Origin of the sequence: Mycobacterium sp. GA-1199, from assembly GCF_001500045.1 — a bacterium.
GTDB lineage: Bacteria > Actinomycetota > Actinomycetes > Mycobacteriales > Mycobacteriaceae > Mycobacterium.
This window is the reverse complement of the sequence record NZ_LQIX01000018.1, coordinates 1-22,405: the sequence shown is the minus strand read 5'-3', so window position 1 is coordinate 22,405 and position 22,405 is coordinate 1. Positions and strand designations below refer to the sequence as shown.

At 68.0% G+C, this 22,405-nt stretch carries 18 protein-coding genes and 1 tRNA gene; 12 read left to right on the top strand and 7 right to left on the bottom strand.

All coding sequences use genetic code 11. The annotated features are described in order from the left end of the window. Nucleotides 1-49: 49 nt before the first annotated feature. A complete protein-coding gene (locus tag AU198_RS13725) occupies nucleotides 50-1,507 on the bottom strand; it encodes an aldehyde dehydrogenase family protein (RefSeq protein ID WP_064348701.1) in 1,458 nt (485 codons plus the stop codon). Between the two features lie 98 nt (nucleotides 1,508-1,605). On the opposite strand from AU198_RS13725, the gene AU198_RS13720 reads away from it, so the two are divergent. Further along, entirely contained in the window at nucleotides 1,606-2,991 is a 1,386-nt protein-coding gene (locus AU198_RS13720; protein ID WP_064348700.1) for a cytochrome P450, read from the top strand. Here the strand turns inward: AU198_RS13720 and AU198_RS13715 are convergent, their stop codons facing one another. Beyond that, entirely contained in the window at nucleotides 2,992-3,537 is a 546-nt protein-coding gene (locus tag AU198_RS13715; RefSeq protein ID WP_064348699.1) for a hypothetical protein, read from the bottom strand. Between the two features lie 353 nt (nucleotides 3,538-3,890). Between AU198_RS13715 and stpK7 the strand changes: the two genes are divergently transcribed. The 3 genes from stpK7 (at nucleotide 3,891) to AU198_RS13705 (ending at nucleotide 6,438) form a co-directional block, all read left to right on the top strand. Next, nucleotides 3,891-5,687: a serine/threonine protein kinase StpK7 gene (stpK7, locus tag AU198_RS13710; RefSeq protein ID WP_064348698.1), complete on the top strand. Its 1,797-nt coding sequence runs from the start codon at nucleotides 3,891-3,893 to the stop codon at nucleotides 5,685-5,687. A gap of 143 nt (nucleotides 5,688-5,830) precedes the next feature. Further along, nucleotides 5,831-5,965 carry a hypothetical protein gene (locus tag AU198_RS26830; protein ID WP_263987696.1) on the top strand — a complete coding sequence of 45 codons (135 nt, stop codon included), beginning with the start codon at nucleotides 5,831-5,833 and terminating at the stop codon, nucleotides 5,963-5,965. After that, on the top strand, nucleotides 5,962-6,438 hold the full coding sequence (locus AU198_RS13705) for a DUF5994 family protein (protein ID WP_064348697.1): 477 nt from the start codon (nucleotides 5,962-5,964) through the stop codon (nucleotides 6,436-6,438). The genes AU198_RS26830 and AU198_RS13705 overlap by 4 nt, the downstream gene beginning before the upstream one ends. A 4-nt stretch (nucleotides 6,439-6,442) precedes the next feature. Here AU198_RS13705 and selD read toward each other — a convergent pair whose 3' ends face one another. Further along, nucleotides 6,443-7,450 carry a selenide, water dikinase SelD gene (gene selD / locus AU198_RS13700; protein ID WP_064348750.1) on the bottom strand — a complete coding sequence of 336 codons (1,008 nt, stop codon included), beginning with the start codon at nucleotides 7,448-7,450 and terminating at the stop codon, nucleotides 6,443-6,445. Nucleotides 7,451-7,501: 51 nt separating this feature from the next. Here selD and AU198_RS13695 point away from each other — a divergent pair. Next, nucleotides 7,502-7,596: transfer RNA gene (locus AU198_RS13695), tRNA-Sec, on the top strand. A 13-nt stretch (nucleotides 7,597-7,609) separates the two neighbouring features. Here AU198_RS13695 and AU198_RS13690 read toward each other — a convergent pair. Continuing rightward, nucleotides 7,610-8,131 carry a DUF488 domain-containing protein gene (locus tag AU198_RS13690; protein WP_064348696.1) on the bottom strand — a complete coding sequence of 174 codons (522 nt, stop codon included), beginning with the start codon at nucleotides 8,129-8,131 and terminating at the stop codon, nucleotides 7,610-7,612. Between the two features lie 85 nt (nucleotides 8,132-8,216). Between AU198_RS13690 and selA the strand changes: the two genes are divergently transcribed. Together selA and AU198_RS13680 are read left to right on the top strand one after the other, a co-directional pair. After that, nucleotides 8,217-9,497: an L-seryl-tRNA(Sec) selenium transferase gene (gene selA / locus AU198_RS13685; protein ID WP_064348695.1), complete on the top strand. Its 1,281-nt coding sequence runs from the start codon at nucleotides 8,217-8,219 to the stop codon at nucleotides 9,495-9,497. Then, nucleotides 9,485-11,176 (top strand): selenocysteine-specific translation elongation factor, encoded by a 1,692-nt coding sequence (locus tag AU198_RS13680; RefSeq protein WP_064348694.1) that lies wholly within the window; start codon nucleotides 9,485-9,487, stop codon nucleotides 11,174-11,176. Before selA ends, AU198_RS13680 begins: the two co-directional genes overlap by 13 nt. A gap of 218 nt (nucleotides 11,177-11,394) precedes the next feature. Here AU198_RS13680 and AU198_RS13675 read toward each other — a convergent pair whose 3' ends face one another. The 3 genes from AU198_RS13675 to AU198_RS13665 all read right to left on the bottom strand — a co-directional run bounded on the left by AU198_RS13675 (nucleotide 11,395) and on the right by AU198_RS13665 (nucleotide 14,300). Continuing rightward, nucleotides 11,395-11,865, bottom strand: coding sequence for a nuclear transport factor 2 family protein (locus AU198_RS13675; protein ID WP_064348693.1), 471 nt, complete (start codon nucleotides 11,863-11,865; stop codon nucleotides 11,395-11,397). A 78-nt stretch (nucleotides 11,866-11,943) separates the two neighbouring features. After that, nucleotides 11,944-13,461 carry a glycosyltransferase family 39 protein gene (locus AU198_RS13670; protein WP_064348692.1) on the bottom strand — a complete coding sequence of 506 codons (1,518 nt, stop codon included), beginning with the start codon at nucleotides 13,459-13,461 and terminating at the stop codon, nucleotides 11,944-11,946. Beyond that, entirely contained in the window at nucleotides 13,455-14,300 is an 846-nt protein-coding gene (locus AU198_RS13665) for a glycoside hydrolase family 16 protein (RefSeq protein ID WP_064348749.1), read from the bottom strand. Before AU198_RS13665 ends, AU198_RS13670 begins: the two co-directional genes overlap by 7 nt. Before the next feature lie 203 nt (nucleotides 14,301-14,503). Between AU198_RS13665 and fdh the strand changes: the two genes are divergently transcribed. From fdh to AU198_RS13635, 5 genes are all read left to right on the top strand, one after another. Next, nucleotides 14,504-17,755, top strand: a complete 3,252-nt coding sequence (gene fdh / locus AU198_RS13655; RefSeq protein ID WP_156431600.1) for a formate dehydrogenase — start codon at nucleotides 14,504-14,506, stop codon at nucleotides 17,753-17,755. Continuing rightward, on the top strand, nucleotides 17,752-18,654 hold the full coding sequence (locus tag AU198_RS13650) for a 4Fe-4S dicluster domain-containing protein (RefSeq protein ID WP_064348689.1): 903 nt from the start codon (nucleotides 17,752-17,754) through the stop codon (nucleotides 18,652-18,654). Before fdh ends, AU198_RS13650 begins: the two co-directional genes overlap by 4 nt. Then, nucleotides 18,654-19,607 carry an NrfD/PsrC family molybdoenzyme membrane anchor subunit gene (nrfD, locus tag AU198_RS13645; RefSeq protein WP_064348688.1) on the top strand — a complete coding sequence of 318 codons (954 nt, stop codon included), beginning with the start codon at nucleotides 18,654-18,656 and terminating at the stop codon, nucleotides 19,605-19,607. Before AU198_RS13650 ends, nrfD begins: the two co-directional genes overlap by 1 nt. 101 nt (nucleotides 19,608-19,708) lie before the next feature. Beyond that, nucleotides 19,709-21,058 carry an MFS transporter gene (locus tag AU198_RS13640; RefSeq protein ID WP_064348687.1) on the top strand — a complete coding sequence of 450 codons (1,350 nt, stop codon included), beginning with the start codon at nucleotides 19,709-19,711 and terminating at the stop codon, nucleotides 21,056-21,058. Between the two features lie 53 nt (nucleotides 21,059-21,111). Further along, on the top strand, nucleotides 21,112-22,215 hold the full coding sequence (locus AU198_RS13635; RefSeq protein WP_082691008.1) for an NAD(P)-dependent alcohol dehydrogenase: 1,104 nt from the start codon (nucleotides 21,112-21,114) through the stop codon (nucleotides 22,213-22,215). Nucleotides 22,216-22,405 lie beyond the last annotated feature (190 nt).

Sequence of the window (22,405 nt, the reverse complement as noted above, 5' to 3'; positions counted from 1 at the left end):
GCCGCTGACCCGTGGAAAGCGGCTCATTGGCCGACCGGGGACCGCGAAGTCAGATCGCGTACTGCCTCGGCTCGTGCTGTACGGAGATCCAGTGTTCGGTGGTGAATTCGTCGACGGCCCACTGGCCGCCGAAGCGACCGATCCCGGACGCCTTCTCCCCGCCGAAGGCCGTGTTGGCGTCGTCGTTGACCGGCGCGTCGTTGACGTGGGTCATCCCGGTGTCGATGCGACGGGCGAAGCGCACCGCGCGTTCGATGTCGCCGCTGAAGACCGCCGACGACAGCCCGTATTCGGTGGCGTTGGCCAGCCGCAGCGCGTCCTCGTCGCCGTCGGCCCGGACCACCGTCATCACCGGCCCGAAGACCTCCTCGCGGGCGGTCGCCACGTCGTTGGAGCCGGTGAGGATGTGCGGTGGTAGGCACTGGCCGGTCGGGCCGAATGGATCGCCGCCGGTCAGCAGGGAGGCGCCGTCGCCGCGGGCTCGATCGAGCTTGTCCTGGATCGACTCCACCTGTGAGCTGTTGATGATCGGGCCGAGGTCGGTCTGTGGATCTCGCGGATCGCCGACGCGCAGCTGTTTGGTCCGGTCGACGAAACGGTCAAGGAACTCGTCGAAGACACGAGTGTCGACGATCGTCCGGTTGCCGATCATGCAGATCTGGCCCTGGTGGAAGAAGGAGCCGAACACCGCGGCCCGCACCGCGAGGTCGAGATCGGCGTCCTCGAGCACGACGATGGGACCGTTGCCGCCGAGTTCGAGTGCGGTGCGCTTGATCCCAGCCTTGGCCGCGATGCCCTCGCCGACGGGTGTGGAGCCGGTGAACGAGACGACGCGCGCTGTCGGGTGCGCCACGATCGCGTCGCCGATATCCGAGCCCGATCCGATGACCACAGACAACAGGCCCGGCGGCAGGCCGGCCTCCTCGAAGATCCGCGCCAGCAGCAGACCGCCGGTGACCGGGGTGTCGCCCGCGGGTTTGAGCACCACCGCGTTGCCGACGGCGAGTGCGGGCGCCACCGAACGGTTCGACAGTTGCATTGGGAAGTTCCACGGCGAGATCACCGCGACCACACCGACGGGCTCGCGGTAGATGCGGCTCTCCTTGCCGGGGATGTCCGACGGCATGATCTTGCCCTCGACGTGGTGGGGCATCGACGAGGCTTCCCACAGCACCGAGCGCACGAGGTTCCACTCGAGTTCGGCCTTGGCCAGGGTGCCGCCGGTCTCGCGGACCAACCAGTCGGTGATCTCGTCCTTGCGGTCGCCCATCACGTCGGCGGCGTCGCGCATCACCTGAGCGCGGGCCATGGGCGGTTGTGCCGCCCAATCCCGTTGTGCTGCTTCGGCAGTCGCGTACGCCTCGTCGAGATCGTCGGCGTCGGCCTGCGGGATCTCGGTCAGCACATCGCCGGTGTAGGGGTCGCTGTCCTGCCGGGTCTTGCCCGACGAGCCGGCACGCCACTGCTTGCCGATCGGGATGGTGTCGAAGGCGGGATAATTGCTCATGGGCACGATCTACCCGATACGGGGGGCGTTACTCGGGTCGCCGTAGACGCAAGAAGCGGCTGTTCCCAAATGCGCGACCCGCTCGTACTCTATTAGGCATGAGTACAACAACGGCGACGGCGCTGCCGCCGGGTCCTCGGTTCCCGTCGTTCGCAATGCTGTTGCTGATGATGCGGTGGTGGCCGCAGATCGTGTCGATCTGCCAACGCCGTTACGGCAACGTGTTCACGCTGACCAATTCCATGGTGGGCTCGATGGTCTATCTCTCCGATCCCGCCGACATCAAGACGGTGTTCGCCGGTGACCCGCGGATCTACCATGCCGGCGAAGCGAATTCGATGCTGGCAGGACTCTTGGGGGACAGCTCGGTGCTCGTCGTCGACGACGAGGTGCACCGCGAGCGCCGCCGACTGATGATGGCGCCGTTCCACCGTGACGCGGTCGCGCGGCAAGCCGACATAATGGCCGAGATCGCGGCGGAGAACATCGCCGGTTGGCCGGTCGGCAGGCCGTTCTCGGTGGCGCCGAAGATGTCGGAGATCACCCTCGAGGTGATCCTGCGGACCGTAATCGGCGCCAGCGATCCGCAACGGCTGGCCGCACTGCGCGAGGTGATGCCGCAACTGCTGAACGTCGGGCCGTGGGCGTCGGTGGCGATCGCCAAACCCAAGCTGCTGAGACACCGACTCTGGCAGCGGTTGCGCCGCAACATGGATCGCGCCGACCAACTCCTGTATGCCGAGATCGCGGACCGTCGCGCCGATCCGAATCTCGCCGAGCGCACCGATGCACTGGCGATGCTGGTGCGCGCCGGGGTCGACGACGGCGCCGGGATGAGCGATCGAGAGCTGCGCGATCAACTGATCACGCTGCTGGTCGCCGGACATGACACCACCGCGACCGGGTTGTCCTGGGCACTTGAGCGCTTGACCCGCAATCCGGATGTGTTGTCAAAGGCTGTGCGGGCGGCGGAATCCGGCGACGACGAGTATCTGGACGCGATCGCGAAGGAGACGCTGCGGATCCGCCCGGTCGTTCCCGACGTCGGCCGAATCCTCACCGAGCCGGTGCAGATCGCCGGCTATCGGCTGCCCGCGGGGGTGATGGTGGTTCCGAGCATCACGCTGGTGCACGACGATGCCGCTATCTACCCCGACCCCGACCGTTTAGATCCGGATCGCATGGTCGGTGCGACGCTGAGCCCGACGACGTGGTTCCCGTTCGGTGGCGGCAATCGTCGTTGTCTCGGTGCGGGATTCGCGATGGTGGAGATGCGCGTGGTGCTGCGTGAGGTGCTTCGCCGCGTCGAGCTGGCGACGACCACCTCTTCAGGCGAACGGCAGAAGCTCAAGCACGTGATCATGACACCGCATCGCGGTGCGCGAATCACGGTGTCGGCGAGGAAGATTGTCGCGTCAACGGCGGCGGATCAAGCTGCATCAAGATCCGCCACCGCCGACACGTCACCCGCGACGCAGAACTGATCAGGGGATGTCGGTGGCGGGCACGCTGCCGCAACCGACTCCGGGAATGCACCCGGCGGCGCCTTGCGGTCCGGCGACGCCGGACGGTCCGCCGGGAATGGCGCCCGCGGCACCTTCGGGTCCGGCTGTGCCACCCGGGCCGCCGGGGATGGCGCCCGTCGCGCCCTGCGGTCCGGCCGCGCCCGCGGGGCCGCCGGGGATGGCGCCCGCGGCACCTTCGGGTCCGGCCACGCCGGCCGGTCCGCCGGGGATCGCGCCCGCCGCGCCCTCGGGTCCGGCCACACCGGCGGGTCCGCCGGGAACCGCTCCGGCCGCGGCCGGAGCACCCGGAGGAGGCGGCGGTGTCCACATACCCGGCGCGGGTGCGGGAGCGGGCGCTGGGGCAGGGGCGACCGCGCAGCCCGTGCCCGCGGGGTCGACGCAGCCCGAGGGGCCACCGGTCGGGAGGAACGACGGCGAAGCAAAGCCTGCAGGCGCGGCGGCGATCGCAGCAGCCGCCGCACCGGCTACGAAGAGCGGTGAAATCTTCTTCAGGTTGGTCAACATGACGGTGCTGTTACCACCATCTGCAGAGCTCAAACCTCAAATCCCCGCCTCCAGCCCCCGCGAGCGACCATCTCCAACTCCGCGAGCGACCGTGTCTGTGCACCGACACCCCGCGTTCGGCCGTACAAAGGCGGTCGCTCGCGGATCGTCGGCGCAAAAGACCGGCCACCACCGACACCGTCAGCAACTCATCCCACCGGGACCCATCACGCCCTCGGGAGCACCACCACGGCAGGCCCGAGGCCGCCGGCAAACAACAGCGCAGAATATAAAGAGATCCTGGCAAAACATGATGTAACTTCAATCGACACACGATGCGGGGTTTGGCCGCTGTCGAGGGGTTAATAGAGACGGTGGACGCGACACCATTCGGGCACTACCAGCTGCAGGAGTTGATCGGCCGCGGCGGTATGGGCGAGGTCTATCGCGCCTATGACACCAAGACCGACCGCATCGTCGCGCTGAAGGTGTTGCCGCCGTCCATGGCCGCCGACGAGATCTTCCAACAGCGCTTCCGGCGCGAGTCGCAGGCCGCCGCCGGGCTCAACGACCCGCACGTCGTGCCGATCCACGGATTCGGCGAGATCGACGGCCGCCTCTACCTCGACATGCGCCTCATCGAGGGCCGCAACTTGGGCGCCATCCTCAAGGACGCCGGTAAACGCCCGCTCGACACGACGCTGGCGGTCAAGATCGTCGAACAGGTGGCGATGGCGCTCGACGCCGCGCACGCCCGCGGCCTGATCCACCGCGACATCAAGCCGTCGAACATCTTGGTCACCGAACGCCAATTCGTGTACCTCATCGACTTCGGCCTGGCCCGCAGCGCGGGTGAGAAGGGCTTGACCACCGCGGGCAGCACGCTCGGGACGATGGCCTACATGGCCCCCGAACGCTTCGAGGGCAAACCGGTCGATCAGACCGCCGACATCTACGCATTGGCATGCGTGCTCTACGAGTGCCTGACCGGCGTGCGCCCATATCCCGCCGACAGCCTCGAGCAGCAGATCGCCGGCCACACGAACAAGGACGTGCCGAAGCCGTCGGCCGTCGACCCGCGATTGGCCGCCTTCGACGAGGTCATCGCCAAAGGCATGGCCAAGACGCCGGCCAAGCGCTATCGGAAGGGCGGCGACCTCGCCGACGCCGCACGCCGGGCGCTCACCGCACCGGTGCGCACCGCGGGCAGCGGCAGACATCAGGCGCGACGGACGCCGACAAACGTCCGGCGGGTGCCGCGCCGGGCGTTGGCGGTGGCGGCGTCGGTCGTGCTGGTCGCGGCGCTGGGCACGTTCGGCGTACTGCAGTGGCGCGGCGACGGTAGCGCCCGACCGGCCAGCATCGAAGAGACCACAGCGCCGCCGCCCGCCGCCGACGGCGCGGTGGCATCGATCGCGGCCACGGTGCCCGAGGACATCCGGTCGACGGGCAAGCTCGTCATCGGTGTCAACACCCCTTATGCGCCAAACGAATTCAAGGATGCCGACGGCCAGATCGTCGGCTTCGACGTCGATCTGATGAATGCGGTCGCCCGAACCCTGGGCCTGGTTCCCGAATACCGCGAAACCGCGTTCGAGGCGATCCTGCCGTCGGTGCGGGCGGGCGACTTCAACGTCGGCATGTCATCGGTCACCGACACCAAGGAGCGCGAGGAGTCGGTCGACTTCGTCACCTACTTCCAGGCGGGCACGCTGTGGGCGCAGCGGACGGGGTCAGGGTTCACCCCGGCCGACGCATGCGGGCTCCGTATCGGCGTGGCGTACGCGACGCTTCAGCAGACCGAGGAGATTCCGGCAAAGAGCAAGGAGTGCGTGGCCGCCGGCTCGGCGCCCATCGACGAAGTCGTCCACGTGACGCAGGACGACCTCACCAAGGCGCTGATCAACGGTGAGGTCGACGTCATGGCCACGGACTCGCCGGTCGCGGGCTTCGCGATCAAGACCTCGGGCGGTGCGCTGGAGGCCGCCGGGGATGTCTTCAACTCCGCGCCCTATGGCTGGCCGGTGGCCAAGGGCTCCGGGCTGGCGGAGTCGCTGCGTCAGGCGTTGGCGCATCTGATCTCCACCGGCGAGTACCGCACCATCGCCCTGATGTGGGGCGTGGAGAAGGGCATGATCTCCACGCCGCAGATCAACGGCGCGACCCGCTGACCGTTGGCCGTCGCCAGCCGGCGTGTAACCTGGAGCTAGCCGTCTCCGGTCAGCAGCCATCTTTTCCACGCGATGGATCTGCGTCTTGATACCGCGCGCCAGTCGACACCGGCCGCTGCGGAACGTAACGAAGGACTTGCTACATGCAGTCGAACGACCTGTTCTCACACCCTCAGAAGCCCGAGTTCACCTCGAACGAAGACCACTCCACCGAACCCGTCACCAATCCGGTGTTCTCCGACCGCCCTGAACGCGGTCCGTCCACACCCTCGGCATGAACGGCCTCACGGGGACGCGGCGGCTGGCCCGACCCGTCCGCCTCGTGCTCGCGCGCAAACTCGGCTCAGACATCGACGGCGCGTGGTGGCCCCACACCGGATCTGTCGCCGGTGAGCTACCCGAGCTGATCGAAACCCTGCACAAGACGCTCGGCGAGATCATCGACATCAGGGTGAACTGGGCGGCCACCGAGGGCACGCTTGACTACAACTCGATCCTGTCGAGCACCCGCACCAAGAGCCCCGCCCCGCGCCGGGCACATCGACTGATGGTCGTCGCCGGGCGCTCGGCTTCGGTGAAACTCCTTGTGATACCGCACATGACGACGCCCGCGCTCGGTGCGATGGTCATGCGGTGCGCGGCCGGCAGATCTTACGACGGCTCGCCGGAATGCGCGCAGTGGAGCGAAGCCGCCGACACCGTCATCCGTGACGCCCAGTCCGACAGCGTGGCCTGGACGGCCAAGGCCTGATCTTCTAGCGCACCACGATCGTGTGCTCGCCGCGGGGCACCAGCTCGCCGATCACGGGCGCGCCCGGAATCTCGCCGGCGATCAGCAGACCACCCGACGTCTGCGCATCGGCGAGCAGCAATGCCTCATTTTCGTCGACGGCGGACAGATCGACATGCGGTGCCACCCAGTCCAGGTTGCGCCGGGTTCCGCCGCTGACATAGCCCTGCGCCAACGCATCTCGTGCGCCGTCGATGTAGGGCACCGCCGCGCTGTCGATCACCGCGGTGACGCCGCTGGCGCGGGCCAGCTTGTGCAGGTGTCCGAGTAGTCCGAACCCCGTTATGTCGGTGGCGCATTCGGCACCGGCATCAACGGCCGCCCGCGCAGCGTCGGCGTTCAGCGTGGTCATCACCGCGATCGCCTCCGGGAACGTCTCACCGGTGTTCTTGTGCCGGCTGTTGAGCACCCCGACACCCAGCGGCTTGGTCAATGACAGGGGCACACCGGGTTTACCTGCGTCGTTGCGCAGCAACCGATTCGGATCGCCGACACCGGTGACGGCAAGCCCGTATTTCGGTTCCGGGTCGTCGACGCTGTGCCCGCCGGCCAAGTGGCAGCCCGCGGCCCCACACACATCCAGGCCGCCGCGCAACACCTCCCTGACCAACTCGAACGGCAACACATCGCGCGGCCAGCCCAGCAGGTTCACCGCGACGACCGGACGCCCGCCCATCGCGTACACATCCGACAGCGCGTTCGTGGCCGCGATCCGCCCCCAGTCGTACGGATCGTCGACCACCGGGGTGAAGAAGTCCGTCGTCGCGATCAACGCCAGGCCAACGCGTGAACCGACGCCTTCGATGCGCACCGCCGCCGCGTCGTCACCGTCGTCGAGACCCACCAGCAGTTCGCCGACCGGATCGCGCGGCGCGGCGCCGGTCAGGCCACGGACCACGTCCTCGAGCTCACCGGGCGGGATCTTGCATGCGCAGCCCCCGCCATGGGCGTACTGGGTCAGTCGGTAGGTCATCTGCTCCGTCACAGCCTCCATGCTGCCTGGCATGATCGGGCCGTGGGTCAGGGAGGCGTATCCGGTCTGGTGACCGGCGCGGTCTTCAAAATCGCTGAGCGGCAGATTCTGTCGCTGGCGGGTTCGATTCCCGTCCGCCTCCGCCACCCATTCCGGTGATCAGCCGTCCCACACGACCAGGCCGTCGTCGCGGATCCGTGCCCCGTCGGACGGCTCGTGCGGCAACAGCCGACCGTCGTGCATGAGGTGTTTGACCGGCACCGAGAACCGCAGCACCGCCACGTCGGCGACGATCCGCCGGTGGCAACGCCACCACACCGACTCGCTGCACATCATCGCGGTGCGTCCCTGTTTCGACTGCTCGACGAGCTCGGTCAACGCGTCCTGGAATTCCTCGGTGCGCGTGTACGCGGCGTAGGCCGCGAACTGTTTGACCCGCCACCACGGATCCTCGGGCTCGGCGCCCGCGGGCAGGCTTCTGCGCCCGCCCAGGCGCTGCTCCCAGCGGTAGGCCAATCCGGCTTTCCCGGCCCACTCGGTGATCGCGGTCCTTTCGACGTCGGGGTTGTGTCTGCTGTTCGGATAGCGGCGAATATCGACGAGCGCCTCGACCCCGGCCTCGCCCAGCAGCCGCGCGAGGGCCGACCTGTCGAGCGCACCGTGCCCCACCGACGTCAACACACCACCGGTGTACCCGATCGACGCCGTTGGGCCATGATGGCTTCATGCGACCGTCGCATTGCGCACACAAACCACGGGGGCGACGGTGACCGATCCGCGACGACGGGTGCCGCGCACCGACGCGCTGCTCGCCGATCCGCGCCTGGCCGAGGCTTCGCGGGTGCTGGGTCGAACGCTGGTGAAAACCGTTGTGGGACAGGCGCAACAACGTGCGCGCGCCGGCGAGATCGAGCCGGAGCGCGTCGCCGACGACGCGGTCGCATCGCTGCCGACCAGCGCGGCCACCCTGCGGCCGGTCATCAACGCCACCGGGGTCGTCGTGCACACCAACCTGGGGCGGGCGCCGCTGTCACAGGCGGCGGTCGACGCGGTCGTCACCGCGAGCGGCGCCACCGACGTGGAGTTCGATCTCGAGACCGGGCGCCGGGCCCGACGCGGGCGCGGGGCCCTCGCCGCGTTGGCCCGTGCGGTTCCGACCGCCGGCGGCGTGCACGTGGTCAACAACAACGCCGCCGCGCTGCTGCTCACCGCGATGACGCTGGCCCCGAACAAGGAGATCGTCGTCAGCCGCGGTGAGCTGATCGAGATCGGCGACGGCTTCCGTCTGCCCGAACTGATGGAGTCGACGGGTTCGCGCTTCCGCGAGGTCGGCACCACCAACCGCACCCATCTGCGCGATTACGCCGACGCGCTCGGCCCCGACACCGGTTTCATCCTCAAGGTGCACCCGTCGAATTACTCGGTCACGGGCTTCACGTCGACGGTCGGCGTGCCCGATCTCGCCGCACTCGACGTTCCGCTCGTCGCGGACATCGGCTCGGGACTGCTCACCCCGCACCCGCTGCTGCCCGACGAGCCCGACGCCACCACGATGCTGCGCGACGGCGCCGACCTCGTCACCGCCAGCGGGGACAAGCTGCTCGGCGGGCCCCAGGCCGGCCTGCTGTTCGGCTCGGCGGAGCTGATCGAGCGGCTGCGGCGCCATCCCGCCGCCCGGGCGCTGCGCGTCGACAAGCTGACCCTCGCCGCGCTGGAGGCCACACTCCTCGGCCCGCCGCCGCCGGTCATGCAGGCGCTCGACGCGGACGTCTCCGACTTGCGGATCCGCGCACAGAAACTGGCCGCCCAGCTGCCGGGAGCCGAGGCCGTCGACTGCACGGCCGCGGTCGGCGGTGGTGGCGCACCCGACGTCGCGCTGCCCAGCGCCGCGATCAGCCTTCCGGAGTCCTACGCGGCCCCCCTGCGAACCGGCACACCCTCGGTTGTCGGACGGCTGGAGGGCGGCCGGTGTCTGCTGGACCTGCGCACGGTGGCACCCGACGACGACGGCCTGCTCGCCCAAGCGGTGCTGGCATGTACGTCATAGCGACCGCGGGCCACGTCGACCACGGCAAGTCCACCCTCGTCGAGCGCCTCACCGGAATGTGGCCCGATCGGCTGGCCGAGGAGCAGCACCGCGGCCTGACCATCGATCTGGGCTTCGCGTGGACCACGCTCGACGGGCGTGAGGTCGCGTTCGTCGACGTGCCCGGCCACGAGCGGTTCGTCGCGAACATGCTCGCCGGCATCGGCCCCGTGCCCGCGATCATGTTCGTCGTCGCCGCGACGGAGGGCTGGATGCCGCAGTCCGACGAACACCTCGACGCGTTGCGGGCGCTCGGCGTCCGGCACCTGCTCGTGGTGATCAGCAAGTCCGACCTCGCCGACCCTGCGCCTGCGATCGGGCAGGTGCGCGAGCGGCTGCCCGACGTTCCGGTGGTGCTCGGCACAGATCTGGAAGCCGTTCGCGCCGCGGTGGTTTCGCTTGTCGACGGGCTGCCGCCACCCGACCGCGATGCCGACGTGCGGCTGTGGGTGGACCGGTCGTTCACCGTCCACGGCGCGGGCACCGTGGTGACGGGGACGCTGGCGGCGGGCACGTTGCGTGTCGGCGACGAACTCGAGCACGCGGGACGACGGGTGACGATTCGTGGCCTGCAGTCGCTCGGTCAGGATCGGCGGGAGGTCGGTGCCATCGCGCGGGTCGCGGTGAATGTGCGCGGTGTCGACCGCAGGCACATCGGCCGCGGCGACACCATCCGCACACCCGGCGCATGGTTGGACACGGCCGAAATCGACGTTTTGCTAAGGGAGCCCGGCGAATTACATCGGCAACTCGTGCTGCACGTCGGATCGGCGGCCGTCCCGGTGCGCGTACGGCCGCTCGGCGCGGCGGGTGCGCGGCTTCGGCTGACGCGTCCGCTGCCGCTGCGGGTGGGTGACATCGGATTGTTGCGTGACCCCGGCGAGCACCGGATCGCCGCGGGAGTCGAGGTGCTCGACGTCCGGCCACCCGCACTGCGCCGTCGCGGTGCGGCACGCGAGCGCGGTGAGGAACTGGCCACCGGACGAGTACGTCCCCCACTGTGTGCCCGAATAACGGAGTTGCGCGCCATGGGTTTTGGTGCCGACGGCACCCGCATCGGGGAGTGGGTGGTCGACAGCGACTGGTGGACTCAGCGTCGCCACCAGATGACCGCGGCGCTCAACGATTGGACTGCCGGGCACGACATCGCGGCGGGAATGCCATTGGAAGCTCTTCGGCGGCAGGCCGGTCTGCCAGCCGCCGAACTGCTGCTCGCGCTGTTGGAGGGCACCGGGCTTCGGGTGGCCGACGGGGTTGTGCGACGCCCGGACGCGGAGTTGCCCGCGCGCGTCGACAAGGCGGTGCGCACGGTGGAGGAGTGGTTGGCGGCCGAGCCGTTTCAAGCACCGGAGGCCGACGAACTCGCCGACCTGAACCTGGGACCGCGCGAACTCGCGGCGGCCATCCGCGCCGGACGGCTCATCAGGATCGCCGACGGCGTGGTCCTCGGCCCCGATGCCGCCGACCGCGCAGCCAAAATCCTCGCGACACTTCCGCAACCGTTCGCCGTCGCCGAGGCCAAGCGCGCGCTGAACACCACCCGGCGGGTCGCGGTGCCGCTGCTCGAACACCTCGACGCTCGAAAGATCACCCGGCGGGGCGCCGACGGCACCCGAAGGCTTCTTCTGCAGGAGCGCTGAATCAGCAAACCCATTGGCTCCACCAGCCCCACTGGCCTCTGGTGGGTTCAACATCGCAAGTGCCCGCCTCAGAGCGAATTATTCGCTCCGAGCGAATAATTCGCTGATAGCCGGGCACCAGCGAAGGGGCTCTCTGCTCGGGGCTGATGAGGCGACTGTGACTGCGGAGGCTTGCGCGGACGACCGCACGTTTCGTACAGGACCAAGCGCTCGTCCCGTCACAACCCCAGTTCGCTCAGACCCGGATGGTCGGCAGGCCGCGGGCCGGAGCGGTCCCAGCGGAACAACCGCTGTTCTTCGCTGATCGGCACATCGTTGATGCTGGCGTGGCGGGTCTTCATCAGCCCGTAGGCGGCGAACTCCCAGTTCTCGTTGCCGTACGCCCGGAACCACCGACCCTGGGCGTCGTGGTATTCGTAGGCGAACCGGACGGCGATGCGGTCGTCGCCGTAGGCCCAGAGTTCCTTGATCAGCCGATACTCGAGTTCTTTCTGCCATTTGTCGGTCAGGAACTCGATGATCTGTTCGCGGCCTTCAAGAAAGGTCGACCGGTTGCGCCACCGACTGTCCGGGGTGTACCCCTTCGCGACGCGTGCGGGATCGCGGGTATTCCAGTTATCCTCTGCGCCACGGACTTTCGCAACAGCGGTGTCGTGGCTGAACGGCGGCACCAGCGGCGTCGTGCTCATTCGCGTGTCCTTTCCTGCGCCCGTGCAGCGGCCTTACGTACAGAACCGTACGCTCGGCGTGAGCCTTCCCGCGATCGGCTAGCGTTCGGCCTTGATCACCTGCGCCAAACTGAACTGCCACCGCTCGACGAGCCGAAAACCCATATCGTGGCTGACCGCGAACGCTCGCGTCCCGCCGAACAACGGTCCCGGGGGAATCGCCACGCCCTCTTCGTGTTCGGGGGCGCCGGGATCGGCCTGCGTGATGATCCAGACGACAGCGCAGCGTTCGAGCGGTCCGACCGAGGCCTCGGGAATCAGGTTCGTGTCGAACACGTCGCGGCGGTCGGCAGCGCGCTGCCACAGGCTGACGTCGACCAGGCCGGCGTAGGCGTCGGGCCGGGCGGCCATCAGCGGCCGCATCGGCGCGGGGTGGAAGGTGACGGTGTCGTTGACCAGCAGGCAGTCACCCGCCGCGGCCTTGGCGGAGATCAGGTCGGCCACCGGGCTGTAGTCCATGTCGTACTTCGCGTACGGACCGCGTTGCACGGCAACGAAAGTGGGGGCCGCAACCACGGCGAAGACCACGACGACGGCCGTCGCCACCCATCCCGAACGTGCCACCGCGATGACGCAGACGCCGAGCAGCAGTGCCATCGCGGGTGCGGTGAAACACAGATACCGGGGGGTGTAGAGCGGTTCGCGCACCGCCGAGTACGCCACGATCAACGTCGTCGGGATCACCAGCCAGGCGACGGCCAGCACGACAGCCTCCCGTTCCCCGACACTGGGCCGTCGCGCGAAAACCCACACCCCGATCGCCGCGACCACCACCGCCGCCGACAGCGCCGCGAAGTACGGGTTGCGGTCGAAATACTGTTGGACGGCAACGTCTTCGAACGTGCGCGAGCCGATCGGCGTGATCCAGCTGATCTGCTGGGCCTGCCCGGCGACCACGGCGACGAACGGAGCCATCACCGCGACGCCCACACCCGACGCGATCGCAAACGGCAGCACCACAGTCCGGCGGCGCCGGAACGCCAGCACGAACACCGCGTGTGCGGGAACCAGCAGCGCCAGGTAGACATCGAACAGAATCGACACGGCCAGCACCGCACCGTATGCCGCCCACGCCCAACGTGATTCGCGACCCGCCGCCCACACCAGCAGCACGGCCAGCCAGACCGCGAGCATCATCGTCAGCGCGTACGGACGCGCCTCGATGCCCGCCCACGTCGCCCGGGGCAGGATCGCGCACAGGACGCCGGCCACAAGCCCGACCGCCCGCGACGAAAGCTGCCGACCCAGCACCACCACACCCGCCGCGGCGGCACCGACAGCCAGGCCGCTGGGCACCCGCGACCAGAACTCGGTCTGCGGCACGACGGTGAACCAGCCGTGCATCAGCACGTAGTACAGGCCGTGGACGGCGTCGACCTCGCCGAGCATCTGCCACAGCGCAGGCAGCGACCGGCTGTAGGACGCCGAAATCGTGGCGGCCTCGTCGTACCAGAACGACGGTCGTCCGGCGCCCGCGAGGCTCACCGCGGCGCCGAGAATGCCGACGAGCAGCGGTTCCAGCCGCGCGAGCCGTCCGCGGGCGGAGACGTCTACCAGACGCGGATCCAGTCGATGAGCATCACCGACGGATACGGTGCCCGGCGCGGATCCCCGCCCCCCGAACCGCCGACCGCCAGATTGAAGATGGCCTGGAGCCAGTAGCCGGGTTTACCGAACGGCCACCGCAGGTCGCCGGGACGGCCGTGGACCGGGATCGGCTTGGCCGGAACGGTGAAATAGGGCTCGGCGCCGTCGACGTAGTCACGCCAGAAGCGGAAACCGTCCTCGCTCCACTCGGTGCGCCAGGTGTGCCATGCGGGATCCACCAGCTGCGGAATCGACATGCCCTCCCACGTCTTGCCGTTGGAGGCGGCATGGACGGTGGTTCCAGGCGGCCACGACTCGTTGCCGTAATACTCGACGATGTCGACCTCGCCGTCCGGCAGCGGATCCTGGTTCAGCAACCAGTAGGCCGGCCACAGGCCCGGGTGCATGCAGTCCAACTTGATGCGCGCTTCCCACGTGGTGCCGATCTGGCCGCGGAAGTGGCTGAGCACCTTGCCGCTGAAGTACTGGTCGCCCTCCTGGGTGGCGCACAGCACGAGGTTGGAGTTGCCGTCGATGAACACGTTGCGCCGGTCGTCGCGGTAGTGGCCCGCGATCGGCGGGTTCACCGGGTCGTCCCAGGATTGGACGATCCACTTCGACGGGTCAGGCGCGGAGCCGGCGGGGCCGTCGAACTCGTCGACGAACAGATAGCCGCCGGTCGCCGCGTCCGGTGGCGGCTGCGCCGGCGGCGACGGCCGAACCGGCGAGGCGTTGGCCAGCTGGGCGGGCAGTGCGGCCGCGCCCACGGCGGCGGCTCCGGTCATCATCATCAGGGTGCGACGGTCGATTTCGGCCACAGCTGCACCATAGAGGGTGCAAACCATGATCGGGTCGAGTTCCTGCCACCGTGGCGCCTGCGCCGGTCACCCGCCGAGGACCGCCGTGACCGACGCACCCCATCTGACTAGGCGCAACGCCGAGGAAAGTCGGCTTCGTGGCAACTGCACCCGCAACGCGGTTTGATGGGAGTCGCGTCGGGTAAGGAGGCACTGTGGACCTCAAAGGGTTGTTTCGGTCGTGGCCGGTGTACCGGCAGCTCACGGGTCCGGACCGGTTGGGACGCGGCCACGCCGCCCAGTCCAAGCGCTCGATCGAGTTGACTCCGCGCACCGTCGAGGCCGACCGGGTCGCGCACTCCGTATGCCCGTACTGCGCGGTCGGGTGCGCGCAGAAGGTGTACGTCAAGGACGAGAAGGTCATCCAGATCGAGGGCAACCCCGACAGTCCGGTCTCGCGAGGCCGCCTGTGCCCCAAGGGATCTGCGAGCAAGCAGCTCGTCACCGGCCCGCAACGGCTGACCAAGGTGCGCTACCGCCCGCCCTACGGCACCGAGTGGCAGGAGATCGATCTCGACACCGCGATGGACATGGTCGCCGACCGGGTGCTCGACGCGCGGGACAAGGGTTGGCAGCAGTTCGACGCAGACCGCAACACGCTGCGCCGCACCATGGGCATCGCGAGCCTGGGCGGAGCGACGCTGGACAATGAAGAGAACTACCTGATCAAGAAGCTGTTCACCGCCTTGGGAGCGTTGCAGATCGAGAACCAGGCGCGTATTTGACACAGCGCCACGGTTCCCGGTCTGGGAGCCTCCTTCGGTCGCGGCGGGGCGACGGATTACCAGCAGGATCTCGCCAACTCGGACTTCATCGTGATCATGGGGTCGAACATGGCCGAAGCCCATCCCGTCGGGTTCCAGTGGGTGGTCGAGGCCAAGGGGCGCGGCGCCAAGGTCGTGCACATCGACCCGCGGTTCACCCGTACCAGCGCGCTGGCCGACCGGCACCTCACGCTGCGGGCAGGCAGTGACATCGCCTTCCTCGGCGGCGTCATCAACTACATCCTGAGCAACGACCTCGACTTCCGCGAGTACGTCACCGCCTACACCAACGCCTCGTTCATCGTCGACGAGCGGTTCCGCGACGCCGAGGACCTCGACGGGTTGTTCTCCGGCTACGACGACGAAACCGCCTCCTACAACCCGTCGACGTGGCAGTACGAGCGGACGGACCGCGAAGGCGGCGGATCCGGAGCCAAGGAGGAGGCCGCGTCGGAGCAGCAGGGGTCGGGCGGCGCGCCGATCGACGACACCGCGCAGATGCTCCCGAGCGATCCGACGCTGCAGCATCCGCGCTGCGTCTTCCAGATCCTCAAACGGCACTACGCCCGCTACACCCGGGAGATGGTGGAGCGGATCTGCGGTGTGTCCGCACAGGACTTCCTGGACATCGCGCGGTTGTGGGCCGAGAACTCGGGCCGTGAGCGCACCGGCGCGCTGGTGTACAGCGTCGGGTGGACCCAGCACACGATGGGCTCGCAGTTCATCCGCGCGGGCTCGATCATCCAACTGCTGCTGGGCAACATCGGCAGACCGGGCGGGGGCGTGTTCGCGCTGCGCGGGCACGCCAGCATCCAGGGCTCGACAGACGTGCCGACGTTGTTCAACCTGCTCCCCGGGTATCTCGCGATGCCGCACGCCGGCCAGGAGACGCTCTCGCAGTACGTCGACGACATCCGCGGCCGCAATCAGAAGGGCTTCTGGCACAACGCCGATACCTACATGGTGTCGCTGCTCAAGGAGTACTGGGGCGAGCACGCGACCGCCGACAACGACTTCTGCTTCGACTACCTGCCCCGCATCAACGGCGACCACGGCACTTACCGCACGGTGATGGACATGGTCGACGGCAACGTGTTCGGCTACTTCCTGTTGGGTCAGAACCCGGCGGTCGGGTCGGCGCACGGTCGGTTGCAGCGCCTCGGCATGGCCAACCTGGACTGGCTGGTGGTGCGCGACCTCGTCGAGATCGAGAGCGCGACGTTCTGGAAGAACGCCCCGGAGATCGAGACCGGCGAGATCGACCCGAAAACCTGCCGCACCGAAGTGTTCCTGTTCCCGGCCGCCTCGCACGTCGAGAAGTCCGGCACGTTCACCCAGACGCAGCGCAAGCTCCAGTGGCGCGAACAGGCGGTCGAACCGTCCGGTGACGCCCGATCCGAGCTGTGGTTCTTCTACCACCTGGGCCGGATTCTGCGCCAAAAGCTGGCCGGCTCAACCGATGAGCGCGACCGGCCGGTGCTGGACCTGTCGTGGGACTACCGACTCGACGGTGACGAGCCGTCAGCCGACGACGTGCTCCGGCGCATCAGCGGCGTCGACCTGACGACGGGTCGCGCCGTCGACAACTATCTCTCGCTGAAGGCCGACGGCTCGACGATGTGTGGCTGTTGGATCTACAGCGGCGTCTACGCCGACGAGGTTAACCAGGCGGCCCGGCGGGAGCCGCACGACGACTCCCAATGGGGTTGGGTGTGGCCGATGAACCGCCGCGTGCTCTACAACCGCGCGTCTGCCGACCCACAGGGCAGGCCGTGGAGCGAGCGCAAGAAGCTGGTCTGGTGGGACGCCGACAAGCGTGAGTGGACGGGCTACGACGTCCCGGACTTCGAGAAGAACAAGCCACCGGACTACGAACCACCCTCGGACGCAGTCGGTGTCGGGGCGCTGCGCGGCGACGACGCGTTCGTCATGCAGGCCGACGGCAAGGGATGGCTGTTCGCGCCCAACGGGGTGGTCGACGGACCGTTGCCGACGCACTACGAACCGCACGAGTCGCCGATGGCCAATGCGCTCTACAAGCAGCAGGGCAACCCGGCGCGCAAGGTGTACGGACGTGCGGACAACCCGTCGAACCCGTCCCCGCCGGAGTTGCACGGCGACGTGTTCCCGTTCGTCTTCACCGCCGCGCGGCTCACCGAGCATCACACGGCCGGCGGCATGAGCCGCCAACTGCCGTACCTGTCCGAGCTGCAGCCGGGCCTGTTCGTCGAGGTGTCACCGGAACTGGCGGCCGAACGCGGTCTGACGCATATGGAATGGGCGCACGTGGTGACCAGCCGTTCGGCAGTCGACGCGCGGGTATTCGTGACCGATCGGATGCGGCCGCTGCGGGTCGAGGATCGGGTGGTGCATCAGGTGTGGATGCCGTACCACTGGGGCAGTGTCGGGCTGATCGACGGCGACGTCGTCAACGACCTGCTCGGTGTGGTGGCCGATCCCAACGTGTTCATTCAGGAGAGCAAGGTCGCCACGTGTGACATCCAGCCGGGGCGGCGGCCGCGGGGTCCGGCGCTGCTGCAGTACATCGCGATGTACCGCGAGCGTGCGCGCATCACCCCCGAGACGGGCACCAACCTGGTCACCACCGAGCCGTCGGAAGACCACACCGAGGAGCAGCCATGAGCCACAACAGCTTCTACGGCCCCCTCGACGACGTGGCCGCCGATGCCGGGTACGGCGAACACCCGCCGCGGATGGGCTTTTTCACCGACACCTCCGTATGCATCGGCTGCAAGGCGTGCGAGGTCGCGTGCAAGGAGTGGAACGAGGTTCCCGTCTCTGGGGATGGGGACGGTTACAACCTGCTGGGCATGTCGTTCGACAACACCGGCGAGCTGGGCGCGAATTCGTGGCGGCATGTCGCGTTCATCGAGCAGCCTTCCCGCGAACGCGTGGACCTGGGAATGCCGGGTTTCGATCGCCCCGGTGACACGATGAGCGCCGAGACCCGCCAGGACTTCCGTTGGCTGATGAGCAGCGACGTGTGCAAGCACTGCACCCACGCCGGTTGCCTCGATGTGTGTCCGACGGGTGCGCTGTTCCGCACCGAGTTCGGGACCGTCGTTGTGCAGCAGGACATCTGCAACGGCTGCGGGTACTGCGTGTCGGGCTGCCCGTACGGGGTGATCGAGCGGCGAGAGGGTGACGGCCGGGCCTGGAAGTGCACGCTGTGCTACGACCGGCTGCGCGACGGGCTCGAGCCGGCCTGCGCGAAGGCGTGCCCGACGGACTCCATCCAGTTCGGCGTGCTCGACGAGCTGCGCGAACGAGCCGCCCTGCGTGTCAACGAGTTACACGAACGCGGCATCACCGAGGCGCGGCTGTACGGCGAGGATCCCAATGACGGTGTCGGCGGCGACGGCGCGTTCTTCCTGCTGCTCGACGAACCGGAGGTGTACGGGCTGCCACCGGACCCGGTGGTGCCGACACGCGACATGGGCGCGATGTGGCGCTACGCGGGTATGGCGGCGTCGGCGATGGTCGGCATCGCCGTGTCCTCGTTCTTCGGAAGGCGCAACTGATGCCTCGCGAACAACTCGCCGTGCCGAAGGCCGAGTTCCGCTCCTACTACGGCAAGCAGATCCTCAAGAGCCCGGTGTGGGACTGGAGGATCGCGGCGTACCTGTTCTGCGGCGGGCTGTCCGGCGGCTCGGCAATGCTCGCGGCGGGAGCGGACCTGACGGGGCGGACCGAGCTGCGCAAGGTGACCCGAATCGGTTCGCTGGTCAGCATTTTGGCGAGCCTGTACTTCCTGATCGCCGACTTGGGGCGACCGGAGCGGTTCCATCACATGCTGCGGGTGGCCAAGCCGAGCTCGCCGATGAGCATGGGGACCTGGATTCTCTCGGCGTACGGCCCGGGTTCGGGCGTGATCGCGGTCGCCGAGCTGATGCCGCGTCGGCTGCGCCGGACGGCGTTGGGCCGCCTGGTGGAACGGGCGGCGCGACCAGCCGGGCTGTGGGCGGCGGGAACGGCCCCTGCAGTGGCGTCGTACACGGCAGTTCTGTTGTCGCAGACGGCGGTTCCGGCATGGCGGGAGGCCCACCCGTATCTGCCGTTCGTGTTCACGGGCTCGGCGGCCGCCAGCGGCGCTGGCCTCGGCATGTTGCTGGCGCCATACGACGAGACCGGTCCGGCGCGGCGCATGGCGGTGCTGGGCGCGGGTATGGAGGTCGCGGCGTCACGGGTGATGGAGCGGCGGCTGGGCGTGGAAGGCGAGGCCTACACCACGGGACAGCCGCACCGGATGCGTCAGGTAGCGGAGGTGCTGACCGTAGGGGGAGCCGTCGGGGCGGCGCTCGGGCGCAACCGGGCGACGATGGTCGCGTCGGGGACGGCGCTGCTCGTGGGAAGCGCGCTGCAGCGGTTCGGGGTGTTCGAGGCCGGCGTGGCATCGACGCGGGATCCCAAGTACGTCGTCGTCCCGCAGCGGGAGCGGGTGGATGCCCGCGAGCACCTACGCACAGTGCACTGAGGGCTGTTCACGACCGACCACAACCCTGAGTGCAGTCTCGCCCATAGGACCATGAACAACATCCATCCGACCGGCTGCTCGGTCCGATACCGTGTCCGTCCATGACCGTACCGACCACCGAAGCGCCACCGCCGCGCTCGACTCCCGCCCAGACCAGGCGGGCGGTGTGGAACACGATCCGAGGCTCGTCGGGCAACCTCGTCGAGTGGTACGACGTCTACATCTACACGGTGTTCGCCTCGTACTTCGAAGCGCAGTTCTTCGACGAGTCCGAGAAGAACTCGACGGTGTACGTGTATGCGATCTTCGCGGTCACCTTCGTGATGCGCCCCGTCGGGTCGTGGTTCTTCGGACGGTTCGCCGACCGGCGGGGCCGGCGCGCAGCGCTGACGGTCAGTGTGTCCCTGATGGCGTTCTGTTCGATGGTTATCGCGCTGGTGCCGTCGCAGGCGACGATCGGGCTCGCCGCGCCGATCGTCCTCGTGGTCGCCCGCCTCGTGCAGGGGTTCGCGACCGGGGGCGAGTACGGGACGTCGGCGACGTACATGTCGGAGGCCGCGACCCGCGAGCGTCGCGGCTTCTTCTCGAGTTTCCAGTACGTCACGCTGGTGGGCGGACATGTGCTGGCGCAGTTCACGTTATTGGTGCTCGACGCGTTCCTCAGTGAGGACCAGTTGCACGACTTCGGTTGGCGCATCGGTTTTGCGATCGGCGGGGTCGCGGCGGTCGTGGTGTTCTGGTTGCGTCGCACCATGGACGAGTCGCTGTCCGAGGACGTCATCGAGGCGACGAAAGCCGGCGAGGACAAGGGCGCCGGCTCCATGCGCGAGTTGTTCACCCGCTACTGGAAGCCGCTGCTGCTGTGCTTCCTGATCACCATGGGCGGCACCGTGGCGTTCTACACCTACAGCGTCAACGCACCGGCGATCGTGAAGACCGCCTACAAGGGTGAGGGTATGACGGGCACGTGGATCAACTTGATCGGCCTGATCTTCCTGATGTTGCTGCAGCCGGTCGGCGGGATGATCAGCGACAAGGTCGGACGCAAACCGTTGCTGCTGTGGTTCGGCTTCGGCGGATTGGTCTACACCTACATCCTGATCACAATTCTGCCCGAAACACGTTCGCCGCTAACCTCTTTCCTGCTGGTAGCGGTCGGGTACGTCATCCTCACCGGCTACACCTCGATCAACGCGCTGGTCAAGTCGGAGCTGTTCCCGGTGCACGTTCGGGCACTCGGAGTGGGTGTGGGGTACGCGTTGGCGAACTCGATGTTCGGTGGCACGGCGCCGTTGATCTACCAGGCGCTCAAAGAACGCGACCAGGTGCCGCTGTTCATCGGCTACGTCACCGTGTGCATCGCGATCTCGCTCGTCGTCTATATCTTCTTCTTGAAGAACAAGTCCGAGACGTTCCTGGACCGCGAGCGGGGTCACGCGTTCGTCCGCTGACGTTCAGCTCCGCCACTCGACGAAGGTGGCGCCCGCATGGAGGTGGCACTGTCATGACCAGATCCGAAACAATGCGCCGTGCGGCGGTCCTGACCGTTTTCGGCGACAGCAGTCGATTCGCGATCGCTGAGCTGCCGATACCGTCGATGCGACGCCCCGATGAAGTGCTGGTCGAAGTCGCCGCGACGAGTGTCAATCCGATCGAGTGGAAGATGCGCGAGGGTCTGGGCCTGCCGAAATCGTTGTGGCGCCGACTCATCGGCTCGCCCATGATCCTCGGGCAGGACTTTGCCGGGGTTGTCCTCGCCGCCGGTCCGGAGGCCAGCGACTTCCGGCCGGGCGATGCGGTGATGGGCCTCAAACCGATAGCAGGAAGCTACACAACGCATCTCACGGCCAGGACTCAAGGTCGGCGTGCGGCGATCGTCCACATACCCCGCGGGGTGTCGTACCACGACGCGGCGCTCGTTCCGTTCGCTGGCCTCGTCGCGTACGCGGGTCTGGTCACTTACGGCGGCCTACGTCCTGGGACGAGCGGCAGTCGAGTGCTGGTCGTCGGTGCCTCCGGTGGCGTCGGGCACTTAGCTGTGCAGATCGCCGTGAACGGGTTGGACGCCGAGGTCGTCGGGGTGTCCAGCTCACGCAACGAAGCCTTCGTCACGGGACTCGGCGCGCAGACCGTTGTGCCGTACGACCGCATCGCCAAATCGAAGTACCCCGAACGCTTTCCGGACTGGGCGCACAGTTTCGACCTCATCCTGGATTGCGTGGGCGACGACAGCTACTACACCGAGCTGGCCCCGTGGGCGCTCAAGGCGCCGGGGCGGTATGTGACCGTGGCGTTGCCGTCGCTCCGGCCGGGGCGGCCTGGCGAGGACGTCGGGCTGCGGGAGGGGGCCGTCTTGATAACGCGGTTGGCACGCCGCTATGCGACGAACCGGTATCGCCTGGTGCCCGGACTCTTCGGCTTGCCCGCTCGAGAGGGGCTGCCGAAGTTGGCGCGCTGGATGGCGGAAGGTCAGCTGGCACCCCGAACCGCGTCTGCCTATCACTTGGACGACATCGCTGCCGCGCATCACGAAAGCGAGGCCGGCCGCACAGTCGGGAAGATCGCTGTCCACGTCTCCGACGCGGGCCGGGCATCATCGGCTAGCTGAAGCCGATCAGTACGAACCCAAAACCGCACACGAGTACTGCTACACACGAAACACGCGATGTCGCAGCGTAGGTGACTGATTTGCGCAGTGCTTAGTTTGTGCTTGGTGGTGGTTGGGGTTCGTAGGGGTCGTACCATTTCCATTCGGCGCGTTCGCCGCGGGGGCCTGGGCAGGGTGGGACCGTTGGTGG

Bases quoted from the DNA above. Each gene is read 5' to 3' on its own strand.
- AU198_RS13725 (WP_064348701.1), bottom strand. From the start codon at position 1,507: ATGAGCAATTATCCCGCCTTCGACACCATCCCGATCGGCAAGCAGTGG.
- AU198_RS13720 (WP_064348700.1), top strand. From the start codon at position 1,606: ATGAGTACAACAACGGCGACGGCGCTGCCGCCGGGTCCTCGGTTCCCG.
- AU198_RS13715 (WP_064348699.1), bottom strand. From the start codon at position 3,537: ATGTTGACCAACCTGAAGAAGATTTCACCGCTCTTCGTAGCCGGTGCG.
- AU198_RS26830 (WP_263987696.1), top strand. From the start codon at position 5,831: ATGCAGTCGAACGACCTGTTCTCACACCCTCAGAAGCCCGAGTTCACC.
- AU198_RS13705 (WP_064348697.1), top strand. From the start codon at position 5,962: ATGAACGGCCTCACGGGGACGCGGCGGCTGGCCCGACCCGTCCGCCTC.
- selD (WP_064348750.1), bottom strand. From the start codon at position 7,450: ATGACCTACCGACTGACCCAGTACGCCCATGGCGGGGGCTGCGCATGC.
- AU198_RS13680 (WP_064348694.1), top strand. From the start codon at position 9,485: ATGTACGTCATAGCGACCGCGGGCCACGTCGACCACGGCAAGTCCACC.
- AU198_RS13675 (WP_064348693.1), bottom strand. From the start codon at position 11,865: ATGAGCACGACGCCGCTGGTGCCGCCGTTCAGCCACGACACCGCTGTT.
- AU198_RS13650 (WP_064348689.1), top strand. From the start codon at position 17,752: ATGAGCCACAACAGCTTCTACGGCCCCCTCGACGACGTGGCCGCCGAT.
- nrfD (WP_064348688.1), top strand. From the start codon at position 18,654: ATGCCTCGCGAACAACTCGCCGTGCCGAAGGCCGAGTTCCGCTCCTAC.
- AU198_RS13640 (WP_064348687.1), top strand. From the start codon at position 19,709: ATGACCGTACCGACCACCGAAGCGCCACCGCCGCGCTCGACTCCCGCC.
- AU198_RS13635 (WP_082691008.1), top strand. From the start codon at position 21,112: ATGACCAGATCCGAAACAATGCGCCGTGCGGCGGTCCTGACCGTTTTC.